Raw genomic sequence first — 25,972 nt, 5'->3', positions numbered from 1 at the left:
CTCTTCAGTTCAATCTCTGTTGGTGTCTTTCGACTGTCTCTTGCGAGACCTCTCTCAAAATACTGACGAGATAAATTTCTTTATCTTGTTTCTTTTGCGAGCACTTCATATGTTTTAAGCTTCCCGGCAAAACCGGTTCGCTCTCATTAAGTGCCCACATTTATTGGCTGTTGGTTGTTAAAGAACTGTATTCTTTTCTGCTATCGCTTCGAAGCGTTGTGTTCGTCAGCAGCAGAGAAGCGAGATTATGACGATTCGCACACCCAATGTCAACAAGCCTCAGCAAAAAAGATAAAAAGAGTCGTTTTTCTTTACCGGATTACAACACCACCGCACAAGCATTGATGGCGGATTGTGCATAGATCACAATTAGCCGAAGGAACAGAATCATATTCAGGAGCTAAAGTGCCCTCGCCTCAATTCGATACAGACCTCGTCGCAGCAGCAATTATTTCAGACAACCAGCCTGCAGCATCCACGCACGAGCAGCACGGCAGCTGCAAAAACTGCGGTGCTGCCCTGGCTGGCAAGTATTGCCATGAGTGCGGACAGGTATCACACGTACATCGCTCGCTGTTTCATATCGCAGAAGAACTGTTGCATGGTTTGTTCCACTTTGACACCAAAATGTGGCGCACCATTCCGGCGCTGTTTTTTTACCCCGGGAAACTCACCAGAGAATATATAGATGGAAAACGGGTGCGTTATGTCGCCCCACTCCCTCTGTATTTGTTTCTGATTTTCCTGATGTTTTTCGTCTTTTCGATGACGGCTCAATTCTCGGGGCATGAAGACAAAAACGGTGATAGTTCAAAAGCTGCGGTTACTGAACTTATCAAAGAAAAACAGACTACTACCGAAGCACCCGCATCTTCGGTCGCCGCCGCAACGGCTTCGGATACGGACGAACAGACCGCTGAACCTGCAGCAAAACACAAAGATGTTGCAACTGCCGCTATTCCGAAAATTGTTGCTGACCTGGAGAATGACTCGGAAGCTTATAAAAATACACCTCACTGGATGCAGGAAAAACTGAACCACGCAGCTGCTAATCCTGAGCTGGTTTTCTACAAAATGAAAGGCAGTGCGTCGAAATTCGCACTGTTACTGCTCCCGCTGGCCTTACCTGTGATGTGGCTTTTATTTCCGTTCAGCCGCAGGCATGTCATGTTTGATCACTGCGTGTTCATTTTATATTCACTGAGCTTCGCCGCCTGTGCCATGATGATTCTGTCGCTGATGTCATTAGCGAATTTTGCCGGCGTCGGGTTCACACTGATATGTGCCGCGATGCCGCTGCATATGTACCGGCAACTGAGGGGCGCTTATTTGCTCACCAGTTTTCAGGCAGCGTGGCGTACGATGACGTTACTTTTTGCTGCCTTTATTTCACTGGCGCTGTATGCAACGGCTTTACTGGTGTTCAGCCTTTAATACTGCACTAAGCCAAATGTTTTTTAACCGGAACCAAAAATGAAAACAAAACTGATCGCAACAATCGCACTGCTCTCCAGCTTCATGATGAGTGGCACTGCTATGGCACAACAGAATTATCTGGATGAAATTGCACAGCGCGCATGCACCTGTGTGGATAAAGTGCAGACAAACGGCTTAGGCGAAAATGAAATCACGATGCAGATGGGAGTTTGTATTCTGCAATCGGTCGGCCCGAATGACCGCGATAAAATAATGAATGATTACAAGATCAACATCAATGACCCGATGAAGGACGGTCAGCGTGCCGGTGCGTTGATTGGTACAAGAATGGCAGCAATCTGTCCGGCTACGGTTGTCAAATTATCTACCATCGCAAAAGAAGCCGGCTCCGGCGGCAGTGTGACCGGCAACATCATCAAAGTCGATTCTGATGGATTTGTCACGTTCTCGGTAAAAGAAAATGCAGGGAATACGCAAAAGTATGTCTGGCTGTTCCCGACCAAAGGCGGTCTCGATTTGCCATCGATTTATAGCAGCATGACCGGTAAAACGGTGACACTGAAGTACGAGACAAAAAACATTTTCGACCCACGCGTCGGCGATTACCGTCAGGTTCGTATCATCACGCAGATTACAGAAGGGTTTGCGAAAGTACAGTAAACCTTGCCTTCATAGCATCTTCAGCTTGCTTTGACACAGAAAATAAAAAAGCAGGAACCGGAAGGCTCCTGCTTTTTTAATGGCTATTTATGCCTGCTTATTTCATTCCGTACCGGTGAACATATTGCTTCAGCCAAGAATATCTGACAAAAGCAGATTTACATACTGGAATGCGTATTCAGATGCAAACGGCGATCATCTGCTTCGAGTTCGCCCTGACAACGAATACAGCGCTCTGCTGTCGGCTCCACTTCCAGCCGTGCGAACGGGATCGTTTCGCCACATTCTTTACAGACATCGGCAATATTCTCGGCCATTCTTGCTGAAGCGCGCTGCACAGCCTCCCATTCAGCATGCTGATGCAGATACTGAGACATCGCTTCATGCTGCAGCGTATCGTCGATAGAAGCATCACCGATTTCGATATGGGCGAACTGGGCCGGATCACGGTGTTTCAGCTCTTCCTGAATACGACGCTTCATGGCATCGAGCTTTTGTTTCAGGACGTCATATTGTGCACTGGTCAGTGTCATTGTTACTCCGTAAGTAATGATCGGTATGGCACCAATTTACTCCGGCGTCACTTCCGGTGTTTGATACGGCGCAATAGCGGAACGCTCCGCGCCGGAGGATCAGGCCGACCGTGTCTGATCGCGCCCTTCATGCTTTGCCAGATACAAAGCCCGGTCGGCACGTTCCATCAGTCGCTCCAACTGACGGTCTTCTGCCTGATTGGCGCTGATGCCAATACTGACCGTAACACTGAAGTTTGCGCCGTCATCATCGAAGAAACGTAACTGCGCAATGCGTTTGCGAATACGCTCTGCGACGATTGCAGCCTGTTCAGCATTCGTGTGCTGCAGCAGGACACAGAACTCCTCGCCGCCGAGACGTCCGAACAAATCAATCTCACGCAATTCACGCTTGACCTGCTCAGCGAAGCGCACCAGCACCTGATCGCCGACGATGTGTCCGTGTTCGTCGTTGACGGTCTTGAATAAGTCCAGATCCAGCATCAGCATACTGACAACCGTACCGTAACGCTGTGCGCTGCGGAAAACGTGATCGGCATGCTCAAGGAAAGCGCGGCGGTTTTCGATATTGGTCAGTGCATCGGTGGTGGCCAGGCGCTTGAGTTCCTGCTCCATTTCCAGACGCTGGCTGACATCGCGGAATATGCCTTCGATACCGGCAAATTTACCTTCGTCGTCGCGGATTGCCTGACTGTTAATCGAAATATCAACGACACGTCCGAATTTACTGCGCATTCTGGCCGGAAAATCAGTCACGCGGCCGTGTTGCAGAATCCGCTGCAGGTAAGCTTCGCTATCCGTATCATCGGTATAGAAACGGCGCACGTCCTCGCCCTTCAGTTCTTCGGCGCTGTAACCGAGCATCGCCTCGACGGAAGGGCTGACCTGCACCAGCATACCGCGCACATCGGTGCGGTAATAAACATCCTGCATATTGGTAAACAAGCGGCGGAAGTTGTGTTCACTTTCGCGCATTTGCGCATCAAGCGCCTCGTGATCCGTCATGTCCAGTCCGGTGACCATCAGCGCATCGCGGCCTTCGTGACTGAAGGCACGGCTGCTCAGCAACACCATACGGTAAGCGCCTTTGACGGTACGAATACGGAATTTCGCAGCCGGATTGACAAAATCCTCACCCTCGCGACGAACGCGTGCCTGAGAACGCGGCTGATCGAGCGGATGCACAAAGTCCGACAACTCCCGCCCTTTCAGCTCACTGATATCCTGCGCTTCCAGCAAATTCAGCGCTGCCTGATTGGCCTCTTCAAAACGCCCTTCCACCGCAATAATGACGGCGGCAGGCAAAATGTCGTTGAATAGCTGGGATTCCGGTATGAGGCTCAAGAGACACCTGTATTAGTAGAAAATATGCAGTGATCATTGTACCCCCTGTCACAGAATTGGTGGAGTACCACAGCGTTTGCAAATCGCACAATCACGCAGCGTTTCATCAGGATGACATCTGATACTGGCACACTGCCGGAATATGCAATGACAATGGTCAATACAGCACAGTTGCAATATCATCCCGTACCGGGTTTTGCCCTACATTGCCCGTCATTTTTCGCCCAACTATTTTTCCGGGATCATTATGAAGAATTCTCGCAGAACCTGGCTTTCTGCCGTTGCCAGTCTGATGGTACTGGCCCCCGCCTTACACGCAGTGGCTGCTGATAAGCCTGCCGTTGCCAAAGACAGCAAACCGAAACTGGTGGTCGTGCTGGTCGTCGATGGTTTGCCACAGGAGCAGATTGCTCGTTACAAACACCAGTTCGGTGAAGGCGGTTTGCGTCGCATGCTGGATCAGGGAGCCTGGTACAGTCAGGCGCATCAGGCGCACGGCGTGACATTAACGGCGGTTGGTCACTCTGCGGTTCTGACCGGTGCTTACCCTTACCAGCACGGCATTATTGCCAACGAATGGGTGGATAAAAACACGCTGGAGCAAATGTACTGCACCGAGGACAAAGCCCATACTTACATCGGTGAAGAAACCAAAAAAGGCGCGGGAACGTCTCCGGCCAATCTGCGCGTTGCCACCATTGGCGATGAATTGCGCTACGCCACCGGTAACATGAGTAAGGTCATTACCGTCTCCGGCAAAGACCGCGGTGCAATTCTGCTGGCGGGTAAAACCGGTACGGCGTACATGTATATGAATAAGACCGGCCGGTTTGCCAGCTCGACCTATTACATGCAGCAGCATCCGGCATGGGTGACCAAATACCATGAAGGTAATCCGCAAAACCGTTTCTACGGACAAGTCTGGAAACCATTGCTGGCTGACAGCGCTTACAAAATGGATGCGCCGGACAGCCTGATTGCCGGTGACAAGAAAACCATGCCGGTAACTTACGGCAGCGCTTCCGGCAAAGAAGACGCGGAATATTACGAACAACTGATGACCGGCCCGTTTGTCGATGAAATGACACTGGACTTTGCCCGCGCGGCAATGGAAGGTGAACAGCTGGGCAATAATCCTGCCGGTGTACCGGACCTTCTGGGTATCAGCTTGTCCAGCCATGATTATGTGAACCATGCTTTTGGTCCGGAAAGCCGCATGTCGCATGATCATCTGCAACGTCTGGATCGTATGCTGGCGCAATTCTTCAGCTATCTGGATAAAAAAGTCGGCCTGAACAATACCATCGTGCTGCTGACAGCTGACCACGGTTTCCCGAACGTGCCGGAATTTTCCAAAAACATGCAGCGTGATGCCGGCCGTGTTGACGGTAAGGCGCTGGTGGACGAAGTGAATCAGGTATTGCTGAAGAAATTCGGCGTGGAAAAACTGGTCAGCAAATGGTCGGGCCCGACCATGCTGCTGAACTATGCGCTGATCGAAGAGAAAAATCTGAAAGCGGCTGATGTGGAAAACACCGCATCGGCATTTCTGCTGACACGTCCGGGCATCGCACAGGTTTTCACCCGTACCCAGCTGGAACAGGGCGCATTGCCGGATACCCGTCTGGCCAAACTGATGCAGCGTGCGTGGAACCGTCAGGTATCCGGTGATCTGATGCTGGTTGCCAAGCCTTACTGGTATTTCGGCTCCGGCAAATCCGGCACATCGCACGGTTCGCCGTATGTGTATGACACCAATGTGCCGCTGATGATCATGGGCGCACCGTGGATTCGTCCCGGTTATTACAGCCAGTACGCTGAAGTGGTGGACATTGCGCCGACGCTGGCGCACATCCTGCAATTGCGTCCGACCGCTGCAGCCGATGGCCGCGTGCTGACAGAAGCGCTGAAGTAATCCTGTCGCATTGCCGTTCCGCTGGCTGCAGCCTGCGGAACGGGTGACAACACATGACGGGCTGGCACTGACCAGCCCGTTTTGCATTCTGCATCTGAAGCGGAGCAACAAGCGCCGGGCATAACCACATTTGTGCAGAGATCGTCATTTCCATTTTCCGGAGGCCCGGACTTTCTGCCGATGACCGCCGGATCGCTGTGCCGGACTCCGCATTTGGGGCATTTTCGGGCAAAAAAATGGCTTTGCGGACGCGGTACCTGCCACAGTCAATCGCCATAAAAAAACGCTGCCGGTCAAGGCAGCGTTTTTGTTTTCCATCAGCGGCGGGCTGTGTCAGCCTTTGCCGCAACAGCCGGTCATCAGGCTGAACGGTAATTGTTTTGCATTTTGTAGGTACGTGCGTACAGGGCGAACAGGAAAGCTGCCAGCAGCGCAAAGCCTGCAAAGAAGAACATCTGGAATGCCGTCACGCTGATGCCGGTCTGCTTGATTTGCTCGGTCACGGCCGGGCTCTTCACGCTGGAGTTCGACAACAAGACCCACAGGTTACCGATGGTCACGGACAGGTTCCAGAAACTCATGATCACGCCCTTCATCGCCAGCGGTGCCTGGCTGTATGCGAACTCCAGACCGGTTGCCGATACCAGTACCTCACCGAACGTCAGCAAAGCGTATGGCAGAATTTGCCAGACGATAGAAATCGCATCACCACCGTCAATCGCCAGCTGCATAAAGCCGACCACAATCCATGCCAGACCGGAGAATGCAATCCCCAGACCCATGCGGCGCAGTGCAGTCAGTTCGATGCCCAGTTTTTTGAACAGCGGGAACAGAATCAGGTTATTGAACGGGATCAGTATCATCACCAGCGCCGGATTCAGTGCCTGCATTTGTGCAGACTGGAACCATTCCGGTTTGGTCATTGCATCCGCCTGCAATACCCAGGTCGATGCTTTCTGATCAAACAGAGACCAGAACGGTGTCACCAGCGCAAATACCACCAGAATACGCAGCACGGAACGCACGCCGTCCACGGCTTCATCAGGATGCGTACCGCGTGCTGTTTCCAGCTGCATCCATGCGCCGATACCGCCGAAGCCCAGTACCAGCACCAGTGCCAGACAGAATGCGGCCACAATACCGATCGCAGGAATCAGCGTCAGCGAACCGACTGCAGCAATCATACCGATCACAGCGATGCCGGTACCGGCACCTTTTTGATTGCCAAACAATGCAGTACGCACCACGTTCAGGAAAGAATGCGGATTCTTCGCGGAAATCGGTACGTGTACATATTTTTTACGGCCGGACCAGAAAATCACAGTCGCAATGAACATCAGGATACCCGGAATACCGAAGGCCACGCTGGCGCCGAATTTTTTCAGGAAAATAGGCATCAGCAGCGATGCAAAGAAGGAACCGAAGTTGATGATCCAGTAAAACGCATCAAACACTTTCTGCGCCAGACTGCGGTTACTCTTATCGAACTGATCGCCGACAAACGATGACACCAGCGGTTTGATACCACCGGAACCCAGCGCAATCAGGAATAAGCCGAAATAAAACCCGTTGATATTATTTTCAAAAATCGCCAGACAGGCATGGCCGCAGCAGTACACCAGACTGAGCCAGAACACGGTGTTGTACTTACCGAAGAAACGGTCAGATAACCAGCCGCCGAGCAATGGGAAGAAATACACGCCGATCACGAAAGTATGGAATACCTCTTTCGCCATCGCTGCACGTAAATGCTCAGGAATCGACAATAAAAGGCTGGTGATCAGGAACGGTGTCAGGATATTGCGCATGCCGTAAAAGCTGAAGCGCTCGCACCCTTCGTTCGCAATAATGTACGGGATTTGTCCCGGCATCTTAGGCTTGGTCTGCCCAGTGGTGTCTGTCATCTGTCTCTCCGAGTTAAACATTTTATTTTTTCCGTGACTGCGCGAAGCAGTCCGGCGTTACATCAAACCGGCTGCCCCTACAGCCGGTTTGTCTTTCAGGATGCCTGTTTGCGACCGGTCACCGCTCTGAAAACAGTGCGTGGCAAACGCCACAGGAAACGCAGTAAAGTCAGCGTTGCCAGTACTTCCAGTCCGGTCAGCACAAAGGCCACACCGGTATTCCAGCGTTGTTCGCGACGATGGAATTTAGCAACCATGCGGTCACGCGCAATTTCCACGCCATCGTAGAACGTCGGTACGACCAGCAAGGTCAGCAGTGTGGAAGTGATGGTACCGCCGATAATCGCAATCGCCAGCGGACGATAGAACTCACCGCCCTCACCCAGCCCCAGCGCGACCGGCAGCATACCTGCAATCAGCGCGAATGTCGTCATCAGAATCGGACGCAGACGCTTGCGGCCCGCCATCATCAGCGCATCTTCACGGTCCATGCCTTCCCGTTCCAGTTCGCGTGCGCAATCCAGCAACAGAATCGCATTTTTCGCGACCAGCCCCATCAGCATGATGATGCCGATAAAGCTCATCAGGTTCAGCGTACCCTTGGTCAGAATCAGCGCCAGTACCACACCGATCAGACTCAGCGGCAGCGATACCATCACCGGCATCGGCGCAGTGAATGAGCCGAATTGCATGACCAGAATCAGATACATCAGGCCGATACCCATGACCAGCGCGATCAGCATTTCGGTGAACAACTCTTTCTGATTACGCGCCGCACCGCCCAGCTCCAGCGCATAACCGGCCGGGAAGTTCATCGCTTTTGCAATTTTCAGCGCATCCGCAGTCACTTCACCGGCAGAGCGGCCCTGCGCATTGGCAGATACCGACACCATACGTTTGCCGTCATAGTGCTGAATCTGCGACGGGCCTTTACCCATTGTGATACGCGCGATTTGTTCCAGCGGTACCAGTCTGTCGCTGCCGGTCACGGTGACTGGCAGAGATTCGATATTGGTCAGGCTGACGCGGTCAGAAGGTTGCAGACGCACCGCCACATCGCGGGTTTCTCCGGTCGGATCCACCCAGTCACCGACTTCCACGCCGGCGAATGCCACGCGCAAAGCCTGCGCGGCATCATTGGCAGAAATGCCCAGATTATTCGCCAGACCACGGTCTAACTCGATCTGCAATTCATCTTTCGGCGCCTGTTCCGACAAACCGATATCCACCGCACCCGGTACCTGACGCAGCTTATCCATGAATTCATTGGTCAGTTCCAGCAAGCGTCGCGCATCCGGGCCGGAGAACTGAATCTGCACCGGCTTGCCGCCGCCGTTATTCAGGTCATCCTGCACCACATATTCCGCACCGATTAAGCTACTGACACGCTGACGCAGTTCAACCGCCACTTCCTGTGCAGAACGCTTACGCTGAGTACTCTTGCCGATATCCACATAGACGCGGCCACCGTTGATATTCACCGTCGCATTAGTCGCTTTCGCTTCCGGCAGGGTTTGTGCCAGCTCGGCTGCTTTCGCTACTTTCAGACGCGCATATTCCAGACTGGAACTCGGCGGCGTACGGATATCGACGAAAATCGTGCCGTTGTCCGCCGATGGCAGGAAGGAAGAACCGCCCTTGTAAGCATGCAATACCAGCGCGCCGACCAGCGACACCACGGCAATGGCACCCATCGATTTACGGTGATGTAAGGCCCATGCAATCACGCGGCCATAACGGTCGGCCTGATGATCGAACCAGTCATTGAAGCGGCTGAGCAGCAGGCTGATCCCTTTTTTCGGCGCATGATGATGTCCCGGAGGATCACCCCAGTACGCAGACAGCATCGGGTCCAGTGTGAAGGAAATAAACAGACTGACCAGCACCGAAGTCGCCACAGTCAGCGCAAACGGACGGAACCACTCACCAGACACGCCCGGCATAAACGCCACCGGAATAAACACTGCCACAATCGAGAATGTGGTTGCAGCCACGGCCAGACCGATTTCCTGCGTTCCTTCAGATGCAGCAGTGCGACGGTCTTTGCCCATCTCCATATGGCGCACAATATTTTCACGCACCACAATTGCATCATCGATCAGCACACCAATCGCCAGCGATAAGCCCAGCAGCGTCATGAAGTTCAGCGTGAAGCCGCACAACCAGATTGCGATAAACGCGGCAATCACGGACGTTGGCAGACTCAGCGCGGTAATCAGCGTGGAGCGCCAGCTGTTCAGGAATACATACACCACAAAAATCGTCAGTACCGCACCGAAGATCAGCGACTCGATCACGTTGTTCAGACTGCTTTCCGCATCCTTACCGCCATCCTGCGTCACTTCCAGTTTGGTTCCCTGTGGCAGTGACTTATTGATTTCAGCCACCAGTTCACGCACTTTTTTCGCCACCGACACCGTACTTGCATCGCGCGAACGGGTAATCGAAATACCGACGTTAGGATTGCCGTTGCGCATGCTGTAACCGCCAAGCTCAGCAAAGCCATCCTGAATTTCCGCAACTTGCGCCAGACGCACGATTTCATTGCCACGACGCTTAATCACGATGGACTGAAATTCCGCCGGTGAACCGATGCGGCCGATCAGACGAATATTCTGTTCACGCAACTCACCCTTGACTTTACCGACCGGCGCCGTGGTGTTTTGTGCCCGTACTGCCGCCACCACTTCTGCCACAGAGACATTGAATTCGCGCAGTTTCTGCGAACTGATCAGGATGCTGAGTTCACGCTTCAGCGAACCGTTGACCGTGACTGTCGCTACGCCGTCAATGCCGCGGAACTTATCCGACAATTCATCTTCCGCAATCCGCGAAATTTCCGCATGGGTTTGCTTACTGGCAGATAAAGCCAGCTGCATAATCGGTTGCGCCGACGGATCAATCCGCTGCAGTACCGGCTCGCGCATTTCCACAGGTAATTTATAGCGAACCGCCGCAATCGAATTGCGTACCTCGTCCGCCGCTTCCACCATGTTTTTCTTGAAGTTAAAGAAAATCAGAATGCTGGCGTTGCCTTCACTGGCAGTGGAAGTCAGGCGGTCAACACCGGAAATGCTTTGCAGCGATTTTTCAATCCGGTTAATGATTTCGCGCTCAACCGTTTCCGGCGATGCGCCCGGATACGGCACATTCACCACCAGCAGCGGCTGCTCAACATCCGGAATCTGATTGACCTTCAGTTTTTTCAGCGCCAGCAAACCAAATGCCATCAGCGCGATGATGATCACAATCATCGCCACCGGACGTTTAATACTGAAATCGGAAAGGAACATGATTATTTCCCTGCTGTTGCAGAAGCCGGTACTGCTGCAGTATTCGCTTTCGCAGACGGTACCAGAGTCGCTGCCTGACCATCTTTTAAGGTGGAAATCGGGGTGCGGATCACCTGATCACCGACTGCCAGACCGCTGACAATAGCGTAGTCACCGGTACGCTGATCGCGCTCGCCCAGTTGCAATTGCACTTTCTTCAGCAGGCCGCTTTTCATTTGCCATGCAAAAGTTTTGTCGCCTTCACGTACCAGTGCCGAACTTTCAATCGCCAGTACTTCGCGGCTGCTGGAAGCAATCGTGCCTTCCGCATACAAACCGGCGATGCCCGGCGCCTGACCATCGGTAAAACCAATCAGCACCGCCAGCTGGCGTGTGGTTGCATTGGCGCTGGTATCCACACGCTTCACCTTGCCGGTGAAGGTCTGTCCGCCATAACCATTGATACGGAAACTCACATCCTGACCGGCTTTCACTTGGGCCACGCGGTCAGCAGAGATCAGTCCTTCCAGACGCATACTGGCCGGATCAATCACTTTCAGCATTTCCTTACCGATTGCAGCGGTATCACCGGCAGACACTTTACGTTCGCTGACCACGCCATCAAACGGTGCGCGGATTTCCGTGCGCTGCAATTGCTGACGTGCCTGTACGGTACGTGCCTTCGCAGCAACCAGATCACTTTGCGCATTATTGCGACGCACTTCTGCATCTTCTAATTGCTGCGCCGATGCCATACCGGAAGCGCGCAGAGTTTTATAGCGCTGCAACTGACGTTCCGCCTGATCAAAACTCTGGCCGGAAGCACGTTCCGCTTCTTCTGCCGAACGCAGGCTGTCGCGGATCGCCGTGTCATCCAGACGCACCAGCAAATCGCCGCGTTTAACCGGATCGCCGTTTTCTTTCAGCACTTGCAATACCACCGAGCTGATTTCTGCACGCAGATCTGCTTTACGCTCTGGTTGTATGGTTCCCGTCACCACAGGGCCGGATGTCTGGGCACTGGTTTTGACGGTATACAAATCTTCCGGCGTGACTTGCAGTGCTTTCGCCGCCTGCGCGCTGGCACTTGCGCTGGCGTTTTTATCTTCAGCAGCTTTATCGCCTTTGGAACAGGCCGACAACATCAGCGCAATCATCACTAACAACAGACCAGGTCGTAACATAAGAATTTCTCCGGTAAAAACAGCTGCGAAGCCGGGGTAAGGCGGGGAAAATACAAACGGGCTGAGACAAATTTCGCCCAGACTAGTTCCATTTGTCGTTAAATCCGGCAAATTCCTGCAAGTATCGTTTGCATTTCTGCCATATGTCAACGCGCCTTTAGGGCAACTACTTGCCAGTGAGCGCAAACTCTTGTACCCTTCGCGACCTTTCTTTGTAATGGTTGTTAGTACGGATGTCTGCTGAAGCACTTGCCCCTGTTGTCATGCTGGTCACCGATGTCTTCGGACACACACCGGCGGTGGATGCAATGCTGCGCACGCTGAATGTGCAAGCGGTCATCGTGTCGCCATTCGATGAAGCCGGTTTTCATTTCGATACCGAACCAGATGCCTATCAAAGCTTTGTGGTCAACGGTGGTGTTGCCGCCTATGCACGCAAAGTGCGCGATATCCAGCAACGCTATCAATCCAGCCTGCGTTACATCATTGCTTTCAGTGCCGGAGCCAGTGCCGTCTGGATGGCATCTGCCCATACTGAATTTGCAGGTATACAACAGGCAGTGTTGTTTTATGGCTCGCGTATCCGTGATGCGCGCAATGTGCGGCCGGTCTGCCCGACCCGTTTAGTGTTTGCGGAACAGGAAGTCGCTTTCAAACCGGCAGAACTGGTGGCGGACTTATATAAACGCGGCCATCAGGCTGAATTGATACGCGGCACCAGCCACGGTTTTATGAATGTGTACTCCGCCGGTTCCTGCGTCAAAACTCAGGATCGTTTCCTGCAGGAATTACATCAGCTGATTCACCAGCCCGCACTCGACGACGCTGCATAAATTTGCTGCACTACGCAGCATCCGCATTTGCCCCTGACAGGGGCTTCGCTTTATACTCTGCCCCGCGTGACACAATCACCGCCCGCCCCGGTCAGGCATCAACCCGCATGCCGGGACACCCGTTTTCAGCATCAGAAGTCGCTTAATTACCTTTTTTTCATTCACTTTTTGTGGACAGATGAGCCCGCCTTATCCGGCATTCCGGTTCAGTTCTTCCACGCGGAGCCATAAGCATGACCGCTTTTGTATTTAACGAAATCAATTTTGACAATCACGAACAAGTCGTTTTTGCGTCTGAAGCCAAGTCCGGCCTGAAAGCCATTATCGCCGTTCACAACACCAACCTCGGCCCAGCCATGGGTGGTTGCCGTATGTGGAACTACGCGACCGAAGCCGAAGCAGTACGCGACGTACTGCGCCTGTCGCGCGGTATGACTTACAAAAACGCCGTTGCCGGCCTGCCTATCGGCGGCGGTAAGAGCGTGATTATCGGTAATCCGAAAACCGATAAAACTCCTGCACTGTTTGAAGCACTGGGCGAAGCACTGGAACGTCTGGGTGGCCGTTACATCACGGCAGAAGACGTCGGTACCAGCCCTGCTGATATGGCGAATGTTGCAGGCAAAACCAAATACGTTGCCGGTCTGGGCGATCGCGGTGATCCGTCTCCGTTCACTGCGCTGGGTTGTTTCGTTGGTGCACAAGCTGCGGTAAAACACAAACTGGGCCGCGACAGCCTCGAAGGTCTGGTCGTTGCACTGCAAGGTCTGGGTCACGTTGGCTACGACTATGCACGCCGCCTGAAAGAAGCCGGTGCAAAACTGATCGTTTCCGATATCGATGAAGGCGCACTGAAACGTGCCAAAGAAGAACTGGGCGCAGAAATCGTCGGTACTGATGCAATCTACGACGTACAGGCTGACATCTACGCACCATGCGCACTGGGCGCAACTGTCAATCCGGACACTCTGAAACGTCTGAAAGCGAAAATCATCGCTGGTGCAGCGAATAACCAGTTGTCCACACCGGACATGGGTATCGCTTGCCGTGAACAAGGCATTCTGTACGCACCGGACTTCGTGATCAACGCCGGCGGCATTATCAAAGTCTGCTACGAATACATGAACACACCGGAAGACGGCATGGACGCCCATGTACGCCGCATCGCCGACACCCTGACCGAAGTATTCCAGCGCGCTGACGCAGATAACCTGCCAACCAGCGTCGTTGCCGATCAGGTAGCAGAAGCCCGCTTCCGCAAGTAATTCCCGCCAGTTTGCTGATCCGGTAATGCCGGATCAGTTCTGCAAACCGTGCAAAAGAATGCCGTTCCGCCTCAGAGTGGAACGGCATTTTTGTTTGGAGGTTTAATTAGAATTAATCCGCGAGAATTAAAGAAATACCATAGCATTCATCAAAAGAAATCTGATTTCGCACAACACCACACACGACTCAATCAACGGAATTCCGTAAAATCATGAATCGCTATTAACACATAGCCACCCAATTCCATTATTTATTAAAAATTAAATAATTTCACTTCTCATTGATTTTCATTTAACCAATTCAAAAAATTCTCCTTGGCAGCATTTGTTAAAATGCTATCAAATTTTCTTTTATCACTATTGAATAAACAGTGCCTTATAAGTGTATAAGGATTAAGCCTATCGTTTGGATTTGAATTCTCAAAATACTCTTGGTAACGCTTAACCTTTGAGATATTATCTCGAATGTATGCGTTAAATCTCCCCCTACTAATTTCAGGCTCCAAGCCAATTATTTCCTGTGCAAAACCATCAACTTTGTGAGCCTCAAATTCAAAATCATTAAAGAAATGCTTAGCAATTCTCAAAAAGCTAAAAGCATTTAATACAGATTGGTTATTTTTTTCACTTTCTGACTTATCTTGATTTTCACTTTTCTCATTATCAAGCAATTCACCTGAATTTTGCTCTTTCTTGATCTCATCAACTGTCGAGTCTCTAATCTCTCGAAACTCTCTATCTGCAAGTTCAAATAATGCTGCTAGCGTATTGATACGTCTTTTAAGTCTCGTTGGAATTGATTTTTTGTACTTTATTTTATGATCCAGGACACTCCACGAATCTTGAATGATTGTTCGTATCTGAATTTCGAACCTAAATTCGGCATATTTGACATACTCCGGCATATTCTTTCTATGCTCACTAAGTTGCAAATCGAGATGGAGGCCCTTATAACCAAAAGACCCCTCAGTATTTTCTATCTGTGCAATTTTGTTCGTTTTTTCAATTACATAAAAATGCTCAGCGAGGCATTTTTCAACTCTTTCTATATCGTCTTCATAAAGACACACAACTCGCAAACCAATGAGGTCAGTAATATAATCACGAATAGCATATTGGGTACCATTTGATTCAAGTGTCGTAAGATATTTTCGACTAAATTTTTTAATGCATTCTTCCCGATCTTTTACTCGTCCTTCAATTTTTGAAATTGCTATGGAACCAGCATGAATCAACAGAGCATTTATAAGCGCTATAAATTAATCTTTTGCATCCTCAAGCAATTTATGGTTTGACGTGTGAAAATCCCGAAAAATAGATTTCTCGATATCAAATTCCAAAGACGACATATACACTCCGCATTTTTATCAAAAAATATAGTATACATCCTAAAAAACAAATCATTGCTTTTTAATATACTCTGACGACGTTACTCCATCTTTCCTTTCATTTCTCAGAAACTGGAGCACTGCTTAGTGCACATTGTTAAGCTCAAGCTGGTGCTTGCCGACATAGCACAATCTTCTCTGTGCCAGAATCCGCATCCACCATTTCCGGACAACCAGACTTTCTGCCGACGACCGCCGGATCGCTATGCTGAACTCCGCATTTGAGACATTTTCGGTGCTTCTGAGCCGCTTATGAGCTCCCGTCCGCGAACAACTTTACTTTTCAGCATCTTCTGATTACGCTGCGCAGTCTGTGTTTCCCCATTTCAGGAGCCGTAATATGACGATACTGCACACGGCCAGACTGCGTCTGGAACCGATCAGCATGGCGCACTTTGACGGTTTGCGTGCGATGAACAGCGATGCGGAGGTAATGCGTTACATCACCGGTAAGCCGGATACGGAGGCTGACACGCTGGCCGGTATCGAACGCATTCAGGGGGCGTGGCAGCGGTTAGGGTATTCGTGGTGGGCGTGGATAGACAGAGACAGCGGTCAGCTGGCTGGTGCGGGTTGCATACAGCATTTAAACCGTGATCCGGCGCAGCCGCTGGAAATCGGCTGGCGTTTGCGCAAAGATCAGTGGAGCAAGGGTCTGGCGACTGAAGCAGCGATCTGCATGGCGAACTTTGCGTTCCATACTTTGCAGGGTGAATTGCTGACTGCGATTTGCGATCCTGCCAATCATGCCTCATCGCATGTGATGAAAAAACTCGGCATGCAGTATCGCGGGCTGGAACGCTGGTATGAAATGGACGTGGATACCTATGTGATCCACCGTCAGGACTGGCTGGCGTCGGCGCTGAACCAGCCTGCTCTGGCGGCGGCTGCCAGCAACGCCTGATTCACCGGTGCAACGCTGCTTTGCGCCGGTGTCAGCACGGCGCGCAAGCCCAGCAGCATTGCTTCTGAACGCAGCACCCGCTCCAGATTCTGCGGTACATCTTCACTCAGTGCGGCACAGGCTGCTGCATCATACGAATGCGCTTTACGGCAAACACCGGGGCGCACCGCATACACAGAACACCGCCCCTGTTCCAGCATCACGCAAGGCTGATGCGCTGCTGCGCCCGTACTTTGCTGCAGGCGTTGCAGTAAAGCCTGTTGTTGCGCAGGTTCTGTGAAAACGCTGAGCATCAGATCCGCTTCCGCTTCACTGATTTCAATTTGTTTTAACTGACGACAGCAATGGTCGCAACCGGCAGCGCAGGCCAGCGTCATGCCTTGCGGCCCCGGTGCATCGGCAATCTGATCCAGTTGCTGATGTACAAAGCGAATCACGCTGATGCTGTCTGCTCCGGCATGCATCTTTTGCTGCAAATGGGCGGCAACCGCTTGTATGCCTTGTTGCAGCATTTGCTGTTCCTGTGCGCTGATCTGATTGCTCATCGTATTTCCTCAAAAAAAATCGCCAGCACAGGCTGGCGATTATTACTGCGTGCGGCGTGCTGCTTTATTCTGCCGCTTTTTGCGTTGTTGCTGCTGCTTTTTCTGCTAATGTTGTTGCAGTACTTGATGTGGCATTTGCGGCAGCTTTTTCCACCGTCGGATCACTGGCTTTTTTCAGCGCCGGTTTAAACAACGGTGTCACATCACGTTTGCCGCGTTCCAGATACGGAATCGGTTTCTCCATCCATTCCGGACGCGGTTTTCCGAGCAGGAAGTGATCGAAAAATTCTGCCATGTGCACGGTGTAATGCTTAACGTTTTCACGGTCACGCAAGCCATGTTTTTCACCGTTGTAGTTGAACCAGTAAGCTTCCTTATTCAGACGGCGCAAGGCAGTGAAAAATTCAATCGCCTGATACCACGGCACTGCATCGTCTTCATCATTGTGCTTGGTCAGCCACGGTGTCTGCACTTTGTCGATATGGAACAGCGGCGAATTCTCAATATATTCTTTCGTCTTATTCCACGGTGTGCCACCCATGCGGCTCTGGCCGGTTTCATACTGGAAGGCACGGCTGACACCAGCCCCCCAGCGGATACCACCGTAACCACTGGTCATATTCGCCATCGATGCACCGGCTTCGGCTGCGCGGAACATATTGGTTTGCGTGATCAGATAATTGATCTGATACGCACCCCAGCTGTGTCCCTGAATACCGATACGTTTCGCATCAACGAAGCCCATGCCTACCACTTTATTCACCGCACCGGTCACCGCTTTCAGCGCGTTCTGACCCGGATGACCGGTGGTGTATGTGATGTCAGGTCGCAGTACAACATAGCCATTACTCAGGTAACGGGTGACGTTAATGTTCTGGCTTGGGCCAGGCGGCACATGCAAATGCAGATTGTCCGTCATCTTTTCATAGATGTAGACCATCATAGGGTACTTCTTCGCCGGATCGAAATTCTCCGGTTTCGCCAGCAATGCGCGCAGTTTACGACCGTCGGTTGTGGTGTATTCGATCAGTTCCTGCGTACCCCAGTTATAGTCTTTCTGCTGCGGATTCACATCAGAAATCTGTTTCGGTGTATTCAGATTCAGATCGGTGCTCCACAGATTCGGGAATTCTGTGAACGACTGACGTGCGAACAAAACACGATCTGCATTTTTCGCTTTGATCAGGCTGCTGTACAAGTGTGCATCCTGCACCAGCTTACGCGGTTCTTTTCCGGCTGTGGTCAGCTGGTACAAACCGGTGGATAAATCTTTATCTGCAAGCGCAGACAGCATCCACGGCATTGCTGGCAAAGCTTTGCTGTCCACTACCGGGCCATCATCCATCGGCTCATTACGGTTATTTTCCAGATTTACATAACGCAAACGGGTTTGCGCTTTATGTCCGGCACCGGCTGTCAGATTCACTGCTTTGCCGGTTTGCGGTTCGATTTCCCACAGGTCATAACGGTCATACAAAACCACACTGCGGTCATTCGCTGTCCAGCCTGCATAGCCATAAGCAGAGCGTGGCTCCGGTGTGTCATGTTCATGATCCTGGAAGCGGGCGCGGGTTTTGCTGGTCAGGTCAATACGCTGACCATCGCTGGTACGCCATGCATTCCACTGATAGGTATTGACATCAAAGCCAAGCACATACTGGCCGGATGGCGATAAGCTCGGGAAAGCGCGCTGTTTTTCCGCCAGCTTTTTCGACTGACCGGTTTTGAGATCAATCGCATAATAATCACGATAAGAACCATCCCATGACATCAGCTGCTTGTAAGGTACATCGCTGACACCCAGTGCATAAGCGGCGTTTTCATTGACCAGTACCGATGGAATTTCCGCATTACCTAACTGTACAAAACGTTTATCCGCCAGATGGAAAACAGCGCGATAATTTTTTTGCTTATCTTTTTCCGCACGGATTTTTTGTACCGATTGCAGCTCAGGATCTTTCCAGTGCCACAGATCCACTTTCACTGGTTCCGGCGCATCTTTCGGTTCTGCTTTCGGTAAAGCGGCGGTGCCAAAGAACAGACGTGCACCGTCTTCACTGAAACCCGGCTCAGCAAATTCGCTGACGCCCCAGCCTGCAGGCATACCAGCGGTAGCGGCATTCACTGCAATCACTGCATCGGTTTTGCTGTCGCGCTGCCAGTGATACAAATCGAACACGGCAGGGTCTTCTTTTTCCGCTGCGGCATCTGCAGGTTTATCGGATTTCTCAGATTTTTCAGCTTTCTTTGCGGCTTTTTCCGCCTGCTTACGCTGGAAATCTTCACGGCTGCTCAGGAAGGCAATCTGCGTTCCTTTTTCATCGGCAACCAGATGCTTCGTTACGCCAGCGCCTTTGAATACCTGCACGGCCGCGCTGCCCGGCACGATGATCCAGACGCCGTCACGGCTTGCTTCTGCGGCTTTTGGTGCAGTGCTTTCTGCTACCGGTTTCGCATCTGACGTCGCTTCTGCTTTGACGTTTTTATCGTCTTTCTTCGCTTCTTTCGCCGCGTCTTTCGGTGCTTCTTTCGGCGTTGTTTTGACATTCAGCGCCAGCAGACCACCGTTTTTCGCCCATGCGAAATCCGTTACATCCTGATATTTTTCGCGCTTGCCATCGGCTGCATGCCACAGGATAAATTCGTTACCGGCATCTTTTTTACGCGCACCGGCTGCGGCAGCCGCTGCGGCCGGACGTGCCTGATCGTCGTCTTCATCTTTGGCTGCTTCCGGTTTCTTTTCTTCTTTCTTCGCTTCCGGCGCATCCATCAGCACTGCCAGTATGGCCGGACCTTCCTGCGGCCATGAGAATTGTTTGACGCGCTCCAGCAATTCAGTTTTACCTGTCGCCAGATTCAGCAAACCTGCTCCGGCTTTCGGGCTGTCTTCCGGCTTTTTCTTTTCTTTACGCGCTTTATCCAGATCTGCTTTCAGCGGGCGCACGCTGAACGCGACAAACTTACCTTCCTGACTGAATACCGGCTTTTCGCCGCGCGGCACACGGATTTCGCGCTGATCATTCAGGTTACGCACCACCAGTTCACCATCGGCATCCGGTGAAGACTGCGCCCATGCGGCCCACTGACCATCACGCGACACCACAGTGCCCTGCACCGAGCGCCAGTTCGCATACACATCATGGGTGATCACTTTTTTTGCTGTCGAAGGCACTGGCGCGGCAATGCTGGCTTCTGCTGCCAGACTGCGCGCATGCGCTTCCGGTGTCCAGTTACCGGCCAGCAGGCCAATCAGCAGCGCTGCAGCACAGGCAGAACGCCATCCGGAAAAGGATGTAGTGGTATTCATAAGACCTAATTTCCCCAAAAAAGCAGTCGGTCAGACTGCGACTCCCCCTGAAAACTCAGGATAAAATTTGTAAAGATTTATTCACTCGACTATCTGCACGCTCACCGGCACCGGAGCTGCTGGTACGACGCTCTTTTTTCAGCACCACCAGACGGTCTCCGGCAACACTGAAGGTCAGCTGTTCTTCATCTCTGGCTTCAAAACTGATTACTACAAAAGCACGACCAGACATCACTTCGGTTGCCTTCATCTGTAATGGCGTACCATCATTGTCGATCCAGACTTCCAGCGTTCCGTCGTATTTCTTAATATACTTTTTATCTTTCTCACTGAGCTTATCGATCGGAATCTCAAAGTTCAGCACACGCACATTTTTTCCGTTCAGTACGTCCGGTCGCTCACTGCGCAGTACCGCTTTTTCAAGTCGCCGGCTGATTTGCGGCGCAGACGAAGTCATCGTGCGCAAGTCAGAAACGCCCAGTTCACGCATCGCCACACTGACCGGTGAGCGGGCTTTACTGTCTTTTTCTTTGGCGCGCTCTTCCTGTTCAACACGCTGCAAAGTCTCCCGCCCGAAATGCATTTGTAAACCGCGCGGGCCGTCCTCCACCGTCAGACTGGCGCTGCCGTTAATTTCTTCCTGATCTTTTCCTTCGCCGTTACGATTGAGGACTTTCGCTTCCACCGTTGCTTTCAGCATTGTGGTGCCGGGATAGCGCCCGAGCGCTGATTTCAGATCGGTCAGGCTATCGGCGCTGGCAAGACCGCAAGACAGCGATACGAAAGCCAGTCCCGATATTCTCCAGAGTTGATACATATTCATCATTTTCCAAAACAGACTGGTTGGACAAAAAATTCCGGCCAGAGTTCAGCGCACAGGCTTACGGCCATCCCGCTTCCAGCTCAGATAAATTCGTAAAGCGCTCAGCGCATCATTCACGGCATACTGTATTTGTTTTTCACTCAGTGGAAACTGTGACCAGTCAGAGGTTGAGATCCGTTTCGATTTCGGCAAGTCAACGCCCAGATACACCGCACTGGCTTTCTTTGCACCGACTTCGGATTGCTTGCGCTCCCGGAGCAAGCGCGCTAAATCCAGCGCATTTTCCACACTGATACCGAGTTTGCGACGTACCGAACGTAAATCATCGGACAAGCCGAACCCGGCTTTGATGATGTCAGGATGTGCGAGCACCTGCGCCAGCATGTCAACGATCGCCGGATCATTCTGGTCTTTTACCGGAATCAGATATGCATCCGTTTCCGTTGCCAGTTGAATTAAATGCGGCCCGGTATGCTGCACACCGCGCTGAAATACCGGACGTGTTTCTGTATCAAAACCAATGACTGCCTGTTGCAATAAATCCTGCGCTGCCTGTTCTGCCTGATCCGCACCGGTAATCACATGAATATGCGATGCTGCCAAACCCGGAAACAATGGCAAAACCGGCTCCGCTGCGACTGCTGTTTTTTCCGCGCCGTCCGTGCTCACAGCATCCTGCATCTGCACTTGCTGACGCTCACCCCTCATGAATATCCACTTTCCTTCTTCCTTTTGTATTGATTGCTGCATGCCTGATCAGAACCACTTCGCCAGCGGGCAAACTGATCACGATCTGATCCTGCCCTTCGTGTTGCAGCTGATATAAGGTGCCGTTACCCACGGCTGCCGAACTTTTCAGCTCGGCATCGCTGAGTAAGCGTGCCAGTGCTTCTTCACTGATTTTCTGCCATTCGAGTACCGGCATAACTCACCCCTCCTGTCGCCTGACAAATGCCGCAAACTGTTCCGCATCCACCGGGCGTGAGAAATAATAGCCCTGCCCCTGATGACACTTCATTTCCCGCAATTGTGCAGCCTGCTCTGCATTTTCTATACCTTCCGCTACCACATCCAATCCCAGACTCAGGCTCATCGCGATCACCGCGCTGGCTATTGCTGCATCATCAGGATTGGTGTGAATATCATTGATAAAGGATTTATCAATTTTCAGTTCATCAATCGGGAAGCGGCGCAGATACGATAAGCTGGAATAACCGGTGCCGAAATCGTCCAGCGAAATCGAGACACCGAGATTTTTCAAAGAGCGCAGGGTTGCCAGCGTGCTGTTCAGATCCTGCATCACCATGCTTTCCGTCAGCTCCAGTGTCAGTCGCGCAGGATCAATGCCGGTATCAAGAATAATCTGCGCAACTTTACTGGCCAGATCATCCTGACGGAATTGCCGCGATGACATATTCACCGCGATTTGCAGCGATGCCAGTCCGGCCTCACGCCAGCGCACCTGCTGTTCACACGCGCGGCGCAACACCCATTCGCCAAGCTGAATAATTAAACCGCTCTCTTCCGCAATACCGATAAATTCGACCGGATGAATCAGCCCGATTTGCGGATGTTGCCAGCGAATCAGCGCTTCCGCACCGACCACCTTGCGCGACGTTAAATCGATCTTAGGCTGAAAGTGCAGCAGGAACTCATTCTGCTCCAGACCGCGACGCATGGCGGCTTCCATATTCAGACGACTGATCGCGTTTTGTCCCATTTCAGGAATAAACTGACGCACGCTGTTACGGCCATGCTCTTTAACGCGGTACATCGCAATATCGGCGTAACGTAACAGGATTTCGCCGTGATCACCATCGCGCGGATAAACCGATGTGCCGATGCTGGCGGTGACAAATATTTCCTGTCCCTGAATGTCGATAGGCCGTGCCAGCGTCTGCAGAATTTTTTCTGCCACCACATCAATATCTGCGGTGTCCGCCAGATCTGTCAGCACGACGACAAACTCATCGCCGCCGAGACGGGCAACCGTATCGGTATCGCGCACACATTGCGTCAGACGCGCTGCGACCTGACGCAGCATTTCATCACCGGCACCGTGACCGGATGCATCGTTAATCAGTTTAAAGTGATCCAGATCCAGCAACAGCACACCGGCAAATAAACCACTGCGCTTCGCCCAGGCAATCGCCTGCGCAATCCTGTCATTCAGTAAGCTGCGATTGGCAAGTCCGGTCAGGCTGTCATGCGTGGCCTGATACTCCAGCTCTTTCTGATAACGCACACGCTCGCTGACATCATTAATCACACTGACAAAATGGGTGGTGACAGCGCCCTGCGCATCTTTCACCGGTGAGATGTGTAATTCATTCCAGAACTGGGTTCCGTCTTTACGGTAATTGCGTAACAGCGCAGTGCCAGCACGCTTCTCACGCAAAGCGGTACGAATCTCTTCAAGATCGGGCTGCTGCAGATCGTCGCGCACCAGAAAACGCCCTTCACGGCCAATCACTTCATCTGCGCTGTAGCCGGTGATTTTTTCGAATGCCGGATTCACATACACAATGGAGTGATCGCTTGCGTCACTGCGGGTAATCATAATGCCGTTACTGCTGGATACCAGCGCCTGTTCACGCAGCAACAAGGCTTGCTCGACTTCACGTAACTGACGCTGCGCATGACTGAGCGTCCGGCGTATCGCAATCAGATGCGTCACAACACCCTGACGCGTCAGTACACTGACCGTTTGCTGCTCCCAGACATGACGGCCGTCAGCACGTCTGGTGAGAATTTCTCCTTCCCAGCATTCACCTTCCTTCAGCGCCAGTAACTGACCGCGCAAGCGATTATCAAAGCCATCTCCTGAACGCCATAACACTGGCTGACCACGCTGATCGTCCGGACAGTAGCCGCTGCTGATCGCGTATGCCTGATTGGCGTAAATCAGTTCGCCTGCAGCATTCAGTATCAGCACGGAAAAAGGGCTTTGTGCTGTCAGTGCGGCGAACAATGCGGCATCTTCATCTGCTTTTGCACCCGCCATCAGACCGGCAGCCACCGGCAACATGCCCTGCAGCCAGCACTCAAGGGTGGCATGCATCAGCGGATGTGCACGTAAGTGCAGCAGCAGACTGAATCCGTCATCTCCTTTGTAGCGCACAGTCAGCGGTGGCGTGTCGCCATCACCGGCGCTGACCGAACCGATTTCACCCGCGCCGGTCGCATCCTGCCAGCAGATTCTGGCTTCCTGCACACCCGGCATCGCAACGATCAGTTGCAACAAATGGCTGGCCACCGTCTGTCGGTCTGTCTCTTCCGCATTCAGTTGCAAAAACTGCCCGAGCTGGGCCACCCAGACACACACTGGATGCTCGCGGATATCGCTGCCTTGCGGTTGGTTCGGTTCCATGCGCTGGTAGTCTCCCTCCGGCTGTGCCGGTTTTTTCTGGTTTATTGTTTGTTATACGCCCGTTTTTCACCGGATATACAGCATTTCCGTGTGAACTTATCATTTTCATCATGCAGGGCGTCAGAATTTATACCTTCTGACCACGTCTGTGGCAACCAGTTCAGAGGATGCAGCGCGGCAGATGCGACAAGCCGTGCGGCAGTGCAGCGTAAAAGCGTGCTCCACTGAGTCCGGAACCGCTGAAACCCGCTGTTTCTGGGGTAAAATCAAGGGTTTCACGAACATTAACTCAGCCCCGGACGGGGCGTATCAGGCAGATCAAACGATGCTCACATTTCAACAAATTATCCTCAAGTTACAAGAATACTGGGACAAGCAAGGCTGCGCCCTGTTGCAACCGTACGATATGGAAGTGGGCGCAGGGACATCGCACACCGGCACTTTCCTGCGTGCTATCGGTCCTGAACCATGGCGTGCAGCCTATGTACAACCTTCGCGCCGTCCGAAAGATGGCCGTTACGGTGAAAACCCGAACCGTCTGCAACACTATTACCAGTATCAGGTTGTGCTGAAACCGGCACCGGAAAATATTCTGGAACTGTATCTGGGTTCGCTGCAGGCGCTGGGCCTGGACCTGAAACAAAACGATATCCGCTTCGTTGAAGATGACTGGGAAAACCCGACCCTGGGCGCATGGGGTCTGGGCTGGGAAGTCTGGCTGAACGGTATGGAAGTGACTCAGTTCACTTACTTCCAGCAAGTCGGCGGTCTGGACTGCAAACCGATTCTGGGTGAAATCACCTATGGTCTGGAGCGTCTGGCGATGTATCTGCAGGGCGTGGAAAACGTGTATGACCTGATCTGGACTGAACGAGAAGAAAATGGTCAGACCGTGCGCCTGCGTTACGGCGACGTCTTCCATCAGAACGAAGTCGAACAATCGACCTTCAACTTTGAATACTCGAATACCGAATTCCTGTTTTCCCTGTTCACCAATTACGAAGCAGAAGCAAAACGCCTGCTGGCTGTCACCGAAAAATCGCTGGCACTGCCTGCCTACGAAATGATTCTGAAAGCAGCACACACTTTCAATATGCTGGATGCGCGCGGTGCGATTTCCGTCACCGAACGTGCTGCCTATATCGGCCGTATCCGCAATTTGTCACGTGCTGTTGCTGCGGCTTACTACGCATCCCGCGAAGCGCTGGGTTTCCCGATGTGCGCAGAAAATGATCCGCACAAACCGGCACCGGTCAGCACTGAGGCTTAAATTCAGAATCGTACTTGC

19 protein-coding genes are annotated in these 25,972 nt (G+C 52.1%); 7 read left to right on the top strand and 12 right to left on the bottom strand.

The genetic code is table 11. The features are described from left to right. Positions 1–405 precede the first annotated feature (405 nt). Positions 406–1,434 carry a DUF3667 domain-containing protein gene (locus tag KDM89_RS10515; protein WP_212687880.1) on the top strand — a complete coding sequence of 343 codons (1,029 nt, stop codon included), beginning with the start codon at positions 406–408 and terminating at the stop codon, positions 1,432–1,434. A gap of 39 nt (positions 1,435–1,473) precedes the next feature. Continuing rightward, the gene (locus KDM89_RS10510) at positions 1,474–2,097 is read left to right on the top strand and encodes a hypothetical protein (RefSeq protein ID WP_212687879.1); all 624 of its coding nucleotides are present in this window, start codon (positions 1,474–1,476) and stop codon (positions 2,095–2,097) included. Positions 2,098–2,255: 158 nt separating this feature from the next. Here KDM89_RS10510 and KDM89_RS10505 read toward each other — a convergent pair whose 3' ends face one another. Further along, positions 2,256–2,630, bottom strand: a complete 375-nt coding sequence (locus KDM89_RS10505; RefSeq protein ID WP_212687878.1) for a TraR/DksA family transcriptional regulator — start codon at positions 2,628–2,630, stop codon at positions 2,256–2,258. Between the two features lie 99 nt (positions 2,631–2,729). Next, on the bottom strand, positions 2,730–3,974 hold the full coding sequence (locus tag KDM89_RS10500) for a sensor domain-containing diguanylate cyclase (protein WP_212687877.1): 1,245 nt from the start codon (positions 3,972–3,974) through the stop codon (positions 2,730–2,732). 247 nt (positions 3,975–4,221) lie between these two features. On the opposite strand from KDM89_RS10500, the gene KDM89_RS10495 reads away from it, so the two are divergent. Then, positions 4,222–5,889: an alkaline phosphatase family protein gene (locus KDM89_RS10495; protein ID WP_230427790.1), complete on the top strand. Its 1,668-nt coding sequence runs from the start codon at positions 4,222–4,224 to the stop codon at positions 5,887–5,889. Between the two features lie 359 nt (positions 5,890–6,248). Here the strand turns inward: KDM89_RS10495 and KDM89_RS10490 are convergent, their stop codons facing one another. The 3 genes from KDM89_RS10490 to KDM89_RS10480 all read right to left on the bottom strand — a co-directional run bounded on the left by KDM89_RS10490 (position 6,249) and on the right by KDM89_RS10480 (position 12,249). Then, positions 6,249–7,793, bottom strand: coding sequence for a POT-type proton-dependent oligopeptide transporter (locus tag KDM89_RS10490; protein WP_230427789.1), 1,545 nt, complete (start codon positions 7,791–7,793; stop codon positions 6,249–6,251). Between the two features lie 95 nt (positions 7,794–7,888). Next, positions 7,889–11,086, bottom strand: coding sequence for an efflux RND transporter permease subunit (locus tag KDM89_RS10485; RefSeq protein ID WP_212687876.1), 3,198 nt, complete (start codon positions 11,084–11,086; stop codon positions 7,889–7,891). Positions 11,087–11,088: 2 nt separating this feature from the next. Then, positions 11,089–12,249, bottom strand: coding sequence for an efflux RND transporter periplasmic adaptor subunit (locus tag KDM89_RS10480; RefSeq protein WP_212687875.1), 1,161 nt, complete (start codon positions 12,247–12,249; stop codon positions 11,089–11,091). A gap of 233 nt (positions 12,250–12,482) precedes the next feature. Between KDM89_RS10480 and KDM89_RS10475 the strand changes: the two genes are divergently transcribed. Beyond that, positions 12,483–13,082, top strand: coding sequence for a dienelactone hydrolase family protein (locus KDM89_RS10475; RefSeq protein ID WP_212687874.1), 600 nt, complete (start codon positions 12,483–12,485; stop codon positions 13,080–13,082). A gap of 233 nt (positions 13,083–13,315) precedes the next feature. Beyond that, entirely contained in the window at positions 13,316–14,347 is a 1,032-nt protein-coding gene (locus tag KDM89_RS10470) for a Leu/Phe/Val dehydrogenase (protein ID WP_212687873.1), read from the top strand. A 278-nt stretch (positions 14,348–14,625) separates the two neighbouring features. Here KDM89_RS10470 and KDM89_RS10465 read toward each other — a convergent pair whose 3' ends face one another. Beyond that, positions 14,626–15,582, bottom strand: a complete 957-nt coding sequence (locus KDM89_RS10465) for a GTP pyrophosphokinase (RefSeq protein WP_329604653.1) — start codon at positions 15,580–15,582, stop codon at positions 14,626–14,628. Between the two features lie 493 nt (positions 15,583–16,075). Between KDM89_RS10465 and KDM89_RS10460 the strand changes: the two genes are divergently transcribed. Next, a complete protein-coding gene (locus tag KDM89_RS10460) occupies positions 16,076–16,639 on the top strand; it encodes a GNAT family N-acetyltransferase (RefSeq protein WP_212687872.1) in 564 nt (187 codons plus the stop codon). On the opposite strand, the gene KDM89_RS10455 is transcribed toward KDM89_RS10460, so the two are convergent. The 6 genes from KDM89_RS10455 to KDM89_RS10430 form a co-directional block, all read right to left on the bottom strand. Continuing rightward, positions 16,576–17,184, bottom strand: coding sequence for a YkgJ family cysteine cluster protein (locus KDM89_RS10455; protein WP_212687871.1), 609 nt, complete (start codon positions 17,182–17,184; stop codon positions 16,576–16,578). The genes KDM89_RS10460 and KDM89_RS10455 overlap by 64 nt on opposite strands. A 64-nt stretch (positions 17,185–17,248) precedes the next feature. Then, on the bottom strand, positions 17,249–20,491 hold the full coding sequence (locus KDM89_RS10450) for a S9 family peptidase (RefSeq protein WP_212687870.1): 3,243 nt from the start codon (positions 20,489–20,491) through the stop codon (positions 17,249–17,251). 55 nt (positions 20,492–20,546) lie between these two features. Next, positions 20,547–21,308 (bottom strand): hypothetical protein, encoded by a 762-nt coding sequence (locus KDM89_RS10445; protein ID WP_212687869.1) that lies wholly within the window; start codon positions 21,306–21,308, stop codon positions 20,547–20,549. Positions 21,309–21,359: 51 nt separating this feature from the next. After that, the gene (locus KDM89_RS10440; RefSeq protein ID WP_212687868.1) at positions 21,360–22,022 is read right to left on the bottom strand and encodes a 3'-5' exonuclease; all 663 of its coding nucleotides are present in this window, start codon (positions 22,020–22,022) and stop codon (positions 21,360–21,362) included. After that, entirely contained in the window at positions 22,012–22,239 is a 228-nt protein-coding gene (locus KDM89_RS10435) for a hypothetical protein (protein ID WP_212687867.1), read from the bottom strand. The genes KDM89_RS10440 and KDM89_RS10435 overlap by 11 nt, the downstream gene beginning before the upstream one ends. Before the next feature lie 3 nt (positions 22,240–22,242). Further along, on the bottom strand, positions 22,243–24,684 hold the full coding sequence (locus tag KDM89_RS10430; protein WP_212687866.1) for a putative bifunctional diguanylate cyclase/phosphodiesterase: 2,442 nt from the start codon (positions 24,682–24,684) through the stop codon (positions 22,243–22,245). Positions 24,685–25,009: 325 nt separating this feature from the next. Between KDM89_RS10430 and glyQ the strand changes: the two genes are divergently transcribed. Then, complete coding sequence (glyQ, locus tag KDM89_RS10425) at positions 25,010–25,954, top strand: glycine--tRNA ligase subunit alpha (protein ID WP_212687865.1); 945 nt, start codon at positions 25,010–25,012, stop codon at positions 25,952–25,954. Positions 25,955–25,972 lie beyond the last annotated feature (18 nt).

Source organism: Cognatundibacterium luofuense, assembly GCF_018139685.1.
GTDB lineage: Bacteria > Pseudomonadota > Gammaproteobacteria > Burkholderiales > Burkholderiaceae_D > Undibacterium > Undibacterium luofuense.
Note: the sequence above shows the minus strand (reverse complement) of the source record. Positions and strands in the feature narration are given on the sequence as shown.